General features: G+C 61.5%; 6 protein-coding genes. 3 read left to right on the top strand and 3 right to left on the bottom strand.

The window, feature by feature from the left end:
- The first annotated feature begins 212 nt into the window (after nucleotides 1–212).
- From ABX749_RS17190 to ABX749_RS17180, 3 genes are all read left to right on the top strand, one after another.
- On the top strand, nucleotides 213–635 hold the full coding sequence (locus tag ABX749_RS17190; protein ID WP_372897045.1) for a macro domain-containing protein: 423 nt from the start codon (nucleotides 213–215) through the stop codon (nucleotides 633–635).
- Nucleotides 636–855: 220 nt separating this feature from the next.
- Complete coding sequence (locus tag ABX749_RS17185; protein ID WP_372897044.1) at nucleotides 856–1,467, top strand: hypothetical protein; 612 nt, start codon at nucleotides 856–858, stop codon at nucleotides 1,465–1,467.
- Complete coding sequence (locus ABX749_RS17180) at nucleotides 1,454–2,764, top strand: hypothetical protein (protein WP_372897043.1); 1,311 nt, start codon at nucleotides 1,454–1,456, stop codon at nucleotides 2,762–2,764. The genes ABX749_RS17185 and ABX749_RS17180 overlap by 14 nt, the downstream gene beginning before the upstream one ends.
- A gap of 433 nt (nucleotides 2,765–3,197) precedes the next feature.
- On the opposite strand, the gene ABX749_RS17175 is transcribed toward ABX749_RS17180, so the two are convergent.
- The 3 genes from ABX749_RS17175 to ABX749_RS17165 all read right to left on the bottom strand — a co-directional run.
- Nucleotides 3,198–4,019, bottom strand: coding sequence for a DUF1080 domain-containing protein (locus tag ABX749_RS17175; RefSeq protein WP_372897042.1), 822 nt, complete (start codon nucleotides 4,017–4,019; stop codon nucleotides 3,198–3,200).
- Nucleotides 4,020–4,091: 72 nt separating this feature from the next.
- Nucleotides 4,092–4,973, bottom strand: a complete 882-nt coding sequence (locus ABX749_RS17170) for an SDR family NAD(P)-dependent oxidoreductase (RefSeq protein ID WP_372897041.1) — start codon at nucleotides 4,971–4,973, stop codon at nucleotides 4,092–4,094.
- On the bottom strand, nucleotides 4,970–6,475 hold a 1,506-nt coding region (locus ABX749_RS17165), incomplete at its 5' end, for an ATP-binding protein (RefSeq protein WP_372897040.1). The genes ABX749_RS17165 and ABX749_RS17170, both read right to left, overlap by 4 nt.

Raw genomic sequence — 6,475 nt, 5'->3', positions numbered from 1 at the left:
TCGCGGCGCGGTGGAACCGTGACGATCGGGTCGTGCTCGACCTCGTAGAGCACCTCGATCCGCGCTCGCACCCGGGCTGCGAGATCGCTTTTCAGGGCCGGGAGCATAGGTCGGCGAGTCTATCGGATAGCGCGCGGGGCGGCCTCTGACGCCGGACTCCCGTTCGAGGCTAGGTCCTTGATATCATTCAGCTTTGTAGTCGGAGGACGAGGATGAGCGACCAGCGCGTGCGGATCAAGTTGGGCTCTACGGACCTCGAGCTGCTCGAAGCGGACATCACCGAGCTCGAGGTTGACGCCATCGTCAACGCCGCGAACGAGCATCTGAAGCTCGGCGGCGGCGTCGCGGGCGCTATCCGCAAACGGGGCGGACCTTCGATCCAGAAGGAGTGCGACCGGATCGGCGGCACCCCGGTGGGCACGGCGGTGATCACCGGAGCGGGCGACCTGCCCTTCCGGCACGTGATCCACGCCGTCGGCCCCAAGATGGGCGAGGGCGACGAAGACCGCAAGCTGGCGTCCGCCGTCCGCGCCTCCCTCGCCCTCGCGGACCGGCACGGCCTGCGCTCGATCGCGCTGCCCGCGATCTCGACGGGCAACTTCGGCGTCCCCGGCGATCGCTGCGTTTCGCAGTGATTCCACACCAGTGCACGGGCGGGATCAGTGCTCGGGCGGGATCAGTGCTCGGGCGGGATGCCAATCGGTGGTGGGGCCAATCGGTGGTGGGGCGAATCGGTGGTTTTTGGGGCGACGTCGTGGGGAGGGGTGGGTGGCAACACGGTGGCAGCCGGTTGGAGTATCATTTTTCGATGGCGGTTTCTCCTTCATTGAGAATGATTCTGAATCGGGCGATGCAATGCAAATCCACAAACGGCGGAGTTTCTGGACAAGGAATGTTGATCGATGGTCGGTCGCGATCACGACGCTGTTGATCGTGGCCAATACCACCGGCTGCCTGCCGGAAGCACCGCCGCTGGACGGCATGCTTTCGTTTCGCGAGGCCAACGAGTTGCTCTTCGAGGAGCACGCCAATCACGGCGCGATCTACAACATCGACCATACCTGGAACGGCAAGCCGTTTCAGGCCGAGTGGCGTTTGGCGAACTACTTGAAAAAGAGCGCCCAGCTGCAAATCAAGCCTCCGACCGACACGTTTGACGAAGTCGACCTCTGCATGGCCTTGGAAACGGCACTCGCCGATGAGTCGTCCAACCCGTGGCACAACGTCGCTGACGACGCAATCCTGCGTGGGTTCCGCCACGCATTGCAGAATGACGACACGCACATCGCGGCAGCCTATTGCCCCGACGCACCCTACGACATCACGGTCAAGGTCAAGAACAACGGGTCGGAGTGGTTTTGCGAAGTGAAGGTCCAAAACCTGATCGACCCCAAAAAGCTGGAAGAAGCGCAGAAGTACGCCCAGGAGCAACTCGACCGACTTGAGAAACAACATGCTCACGATTAAGTGCCCCAAGTGCGCGACGCTGATGAAGCTGCAGCAGCAGGCGGTCGCCGTGAAAGTCAAATGCCCCAAGTGCCAGACGGTGCTGAAAGTGCCCGGCAAGGAAGCGGCGTCGAAACCGTCCGGGCAGGCGGCCAAACCGACGACAAAGCCCGCGGCAAAAACCGCGGCAAACAAACCGGCAAAGCAACCGGCACGCAAGCAGCCGGCGGGCAAGCAAGCCGTCGCCAAAGCGGCGGCGCAGCGGAAGCCGGCTGCGAAAAAGGTCACCGCGCCGGCTGCGGAAGAGTCGCCGTTTGTCGACGACAATCCCTTCGCCGACCTGCCCAGCGGCGGCTTTGACACCGCGGGTGCCGCGACGGCCGGCGCTGATCCTCTGGCTGCGGATCCACTGGCAGCGGACCCCTTTGCGGCCGACCCGTTTGCCGAAGCCCCGGCCTCGGCGGGTTCGCCGTCGGGCGGTTTTGATTTCGGCAACCTGGACCTGCCCGCGGCCGCACCCGCGGCGGGAGGGTTTCCCGTGGGCGGACTTCCGGCGGGCGGGCTTCCGGCGGGCAGTGGATCCGCGTTTCCCGCCGCCAACGGAGCGTTGGCGGCCGCGGCGCCCGCTGCGGCGCAGTCGACGTCCAAATCGGCCGCCGGCTCCTCGGGGGCTCGACCCAAGGGGGCGGTCAATAAGAAACTGTTGTGGATCGGGATCGGTTCGGGCGCCGTCGTCGTCTTGGGGCTGGTGATCGGTCTGACCGTGTTGGCGCTCAAATCGAAAGGATCGAAGCAGGCCAAGTCGAGTTCGGCGAGTTCGTCAGGGGCGGTCGAGGTTCCGGCGGGTTACCAAGCCGGCTCGGTCAGCGGTGTCTCGTTCGTGGTCCCGGAAGGCAAGTCTGTTGAAAAGCCGCCGACATCGATCGAGGCTCAGGTCTTCGAAAGCGCCGCGACCGGCGCGACGTTTTTCGTCGGAGTTGATACGTACGAGTATCTGAACCCCAGTCAGATGCAATTGTCGTTGCGCGCCGGACGGATGATCATGTCGGATGTGTATGGAAGCGAAAGCGTCGAGCGCGACGGGCATTCCGGCACCAAGGGCAACAGCAGCGGCGGGATGACGCTGACCGACATGGCGGTCGAGTATTACCTGGTCGGTGATCAAGTCATCTTGATCGGATGCGGCATGCCACGGGTGGAGTGGACCGAGGAAGACTTGGAGGAAGGTCGACTGCCGGAACCGAGCGAAGAGGAGAAGGCGAAGATGGAAGCGTTTGAAGAAGAGAAGACGACGTTTTTCGCGTCGGTGCGGATTTGAGCGAAGAGTCGCTCTCGAACCGTTCCGGTCAACCGAAGGCATCGTTGGGCTGTGTGCTGTCGGCAGCGTCGCAAAAGGGGACCGCAAGGGTCTGCTTGTTGATTAGGTGTTTTCGACGGTGGAACGATCGCATGATTTGATGTGGCAGAATGATACGGGGCAGAATCATGTTCTGACCGCTCAGGTCGCGGAATCAATATGATTCTGCCATCCCATCATTCTGCCATCCCCGTCTCGCCACGGCCGCCGTCTGCTACCGGGAGGGTGGGGGCCCGTAGGCTCGCGCCAAACGGCTGATCATCGTTTGAGATCAGCTGGTTCGTGTCAGCGTTCTTCCCCATTGATGTTAACTTGGCGGTATCGGAATCGAGCCGCCGCGAGAGGTTCGCTTGATGATTCCAAGGGCCGACATGCGGTCCGGGCTTGGTTCGAATTACTCGTCCAGGATCATCAGTTCGACGGAGCGGAAGTCACAGGGGTGGCTTTCCGATTGCAACGAGATCGTGCCTTGGTCGAGCAGGTTGCCGCCTTGTTTGTCTGCCAGCATTGCCGCGTGCGGGTCGCGATCATCCAGTTGTGGCTGGGTGTATTCGAGCACCGTCTCGCCTTCGATGATGTGTCGGACCAGTTTGGAGCCGCGGACTTCGACTTCGGCGGTCACCCATTGTTCGCCGTGGTACGTTTTGGAGCTGGACGAGGTGCAGTGGGGCAGGAACAGTTTTCCGTTCATGACCACATTGGTGCCCGGGGTGCAGAGATTCAACGTCGTCCGTTCGTCTTTGCCGTTGCCTCCCAGCAGTTGGACTTCGATGGACGTCGGAAAGTCTTGATCGATCGTCATCATCTTCGGGTCTTCGCCGTGTAGCATCAGGCCGCTATTGCGGGTCGCCCAGCCGGGGCCGCCCTTGACTTGATCGCCGACAAAGCGATAGACGACGCGCAGTCGGTAGTGCGAAAACGGCTTGTTGTAAAACAGGTGCCCGAAGCGTTCGTCGAACGTCTTGTAGGCCGATTCGTCATAACGAACCTTCAGCAGCCCGTCTTCGACGCGAAACGTGTTGCCATAGTTTTCGCCCACCGCGTGATGGCGAATCTTGGGAGTCCAGCCGTCCAGGTTTTTGCCGTTGAACAGTTGAATCCATTCGGACTTGCCGTCTGTGTCTCTCGCCGGTTCGTCACCGCGGACGCTGGGTGCGACACCGAAGCAGGCGAGGGTGAGGACAAAGGCGAATCGAGAGGTTGAGAGAGTTTTCATCGTGTCGGTCAAGGGAGTGGTTGGTCGTTTTCGCCGGGTGTCTCGGGGAGCCGGCGACTGGATAGTATAGAGTCATTGATCGCGTTTGTCGGCGATCGTTTCAGAATCATAGGGGTCAGCGAATGCACCGAAGCCGCCGAGCCCCCCGTCGACTTCCAGGTCGGTCGCGGTGACGAAGGAGGCTTGATGGCTGGCGAGCCAGAGGACGGCGGCGGCGACTTCGCTGCTTTTTCCGATCCGTCCGATGGGGTGTCGATTGGCGAGTGCCTCCCCGCCGCCCTGTTCCTCCAGGGTGGCTCGGACCAGGGGCGTGTCGATGGCGCCGGGCGAGACCGAGACGACTCGAATGCCCTGACGCGCGTATTCGATCCCCCATTGTCGTGACTGCATGACGTTGGCCGCTTTGATCGGTCCATAGGTCCCGACTTGGCGGGCCGTCCGATGGGCCTGGCCGCTGGCGAGGTTGACGATCACCCCGGAACGCTGCTCGAGCATCACCGGCAGCACGTGCTTGGCCATGAAGTGGTACCCGGACAGATTGACGGCCAGCATGCGTTGCCAGGTTTCGCTGTCCAATTGGTGGACCGGCGCGTACGAGGATTTCGGTTGAATCGCGGCGTTGTTGACCAGCACATCGATCCCGCCATGTTGTTCGACGGCGTGTCGGGCGACCATCTGGCAATTCGCTTCGTCCGAGACATCGCAGCGGACGAAGTCGATCGCGGCGGGCAGATCGGCGGGCGGCTGATGGATGTCTGCACAAACCACGCGGGCGCCTGATTCGGCGAAGGCGTCAACAATCGCCCGTCCGATTCCGCTGCACCCGCCGGTGACCAGCACCACACGCCCCTGATTGTCGTAGCGAACCGATCCGGCGGGGCGCTGGCTGGCGGGACGCTGGCTGGCGGGACGCTGGCTGGCGGGACGCTGGCTGGCGGGACGCTGCGAATTCATGAGAGCGAGTGTTCCTGCGGTGGTGCATCGGTTTGGGGGCTGTCGTTGGACAGCGGCAGGGTGATGTAGAACGTGGACCCGTCGGAGGAGGAATCGTAAGAGAGTTTTCCACCGTGGGTTTCGACGATGGATTTGCTGATGGCCAGCCCCATGCCGATCCCTTCCTGTTTGGTGGTGTAAAAGGCGTCAAACACTTTTGCCTGTTGTGCCGGTGCGATCCCCGAGCCGTTGTCACGGACGGAGACGCGGGCGTGTTCATCACCGACGGCGACGTTGATGGCGATCGTCGGATGATCTCGACCGCGGGTCGCATCGCAGGCATTTTGCAGCAAGTTGACCAAAACCTGTCGCAGCTGGACGGGGTTACCGAAGACCATGAGGGGCGCGTCGGAATGGGGGCAGACGAATTCGGCGAATTGGTTATGGGGATTGCATTGGACCAGGTCGACCGAGTCACGAACGATCTGGTTCAGGTCGATCCATTGCTGGTCACCATGGCCGCGTTTGGCAAAGCTGCGCAGCCCGCGAATGATCTGTCCGCAGTTTTCGGTTTGGTTGCAGATCGTTTCCAGCCAGGACTCGACGGGCACGGAATGTTCGCACTTGTCGTTGGCGATTGCGACTTTGGCGGCGACGGCAAAGTTCGCGATCGCGGCGAGTGGTTGGTTGATTTCGTGGGCGATCCCGGCGACCATTTCACCCAGGGTGGTCAGCCGAGAGACGTGTTCGAGCTGGATTTCCATGTCCCGAAGTTGTTGCTCGGACACTTTTTGGTGGGTGACGTCAAACATCGCCCCGCGGAGCATGGTGGGATTGCCGTCGGCATCAACGACCAGGTGTGTGACGATGTGCAGCCAGACGATGCGGCCGTCGGACGCGACGACTCGCAGTTCCACGTCACCGTCGCGGCCGCTATCCGCTCCAGCGGAACAGGCGGCGCAAAACGCTTCGTAGCGTGATCGGTCTTCTTGTACAATCCGTTCGTCCCAAAACGTCGGTTCATCGATCCAGCGTTGGACGGGGAATCCCAAGATCGCTTCAGCCTGTTGGCTGACGAAGCTGAAGCGGTGTTGGGGCAGACGGCATTCCCAGACGATCGCTTTGACGTCATCGAGAAGCTCGCGAAACTTTTCTTCGGAGTGGGAGAGTGCTTCAGAGAGCAGGTCCTTGACCGCGCGGTGCACCCAGTGGATCAACTCGGCAGGATCGTAGGATTTTTCGACGTAGGCAAAGGCACCTAAATTGACGGCGTCCTTGGCGGAGTGAAACGAGCCGTATCCGGTGTGGATGATCACTCGCATCGCGGGTTGAAACTGCTGGATCTGCCGCAACAAATCGATGCCGTCTTGTCCGTGTAGCTGCAAATCAAGGATCGCGACGGCAAACACTTGATTGCCACATTGCTGCAGCGCTTCTTCGTAGGACTGGCAGGTGAACACCTGAAACCCTTCGCTTTCGAAGATGTCGCGCAGCGTCAACAACTGGTTGGGCTCGTCGTCGAC

It is taken from the genome of Stieleria sp., assembly GCF_041595215.1.
Lineage (GTDB): Bacteria > Planctomycetota > Planctomycetia > Pirellulales > Pirellulaceae > Stieleria > Stieleria magnilauensis.
This window is presented reverse-complemented; position numbering and strand designations above follow the sequence as displayed.

Bases quoted from the DNA above. Each gene is read 5' to 3' on its own strand.
- ABX749_RS17190 (WP_372897045.1), top strand. From the start codon at position 213: ATGAGCGACCAGCGCGTGCGGATCAAGTTGGGCTCTACGGACCTCGAG.
- ABX749_RS17185 (WP_372897044.1), top strand. From the start codon at position 856: ATGCAAATCCACAAACGGCGGAGTTTCTGGACAAGGAATGTTGATCGA.
- ABX749_RS17180 (WP_372897043.1), top strand. From the start codon at position 1,454: ATGCTCACGATTAAGTGCCCCAAGTGCGCGACGCTGATGAAGCTGCAG.
- ABX749_RS17175 (WP_372897042.1), bottom strand. From the start codon at position 4,019: ATGAAAACTCTCTCAACCTCTCGATTCGCCTTTGTCCTCACCCTCGCC.
- ABX749_RS17170 (WP_372897041.1), bottom strand. From the start codon at position 4,973: ATGAATTCGCAGCGTCCCGCCAGCCAGCGTCCCGCCAGCCAGCGTCCC.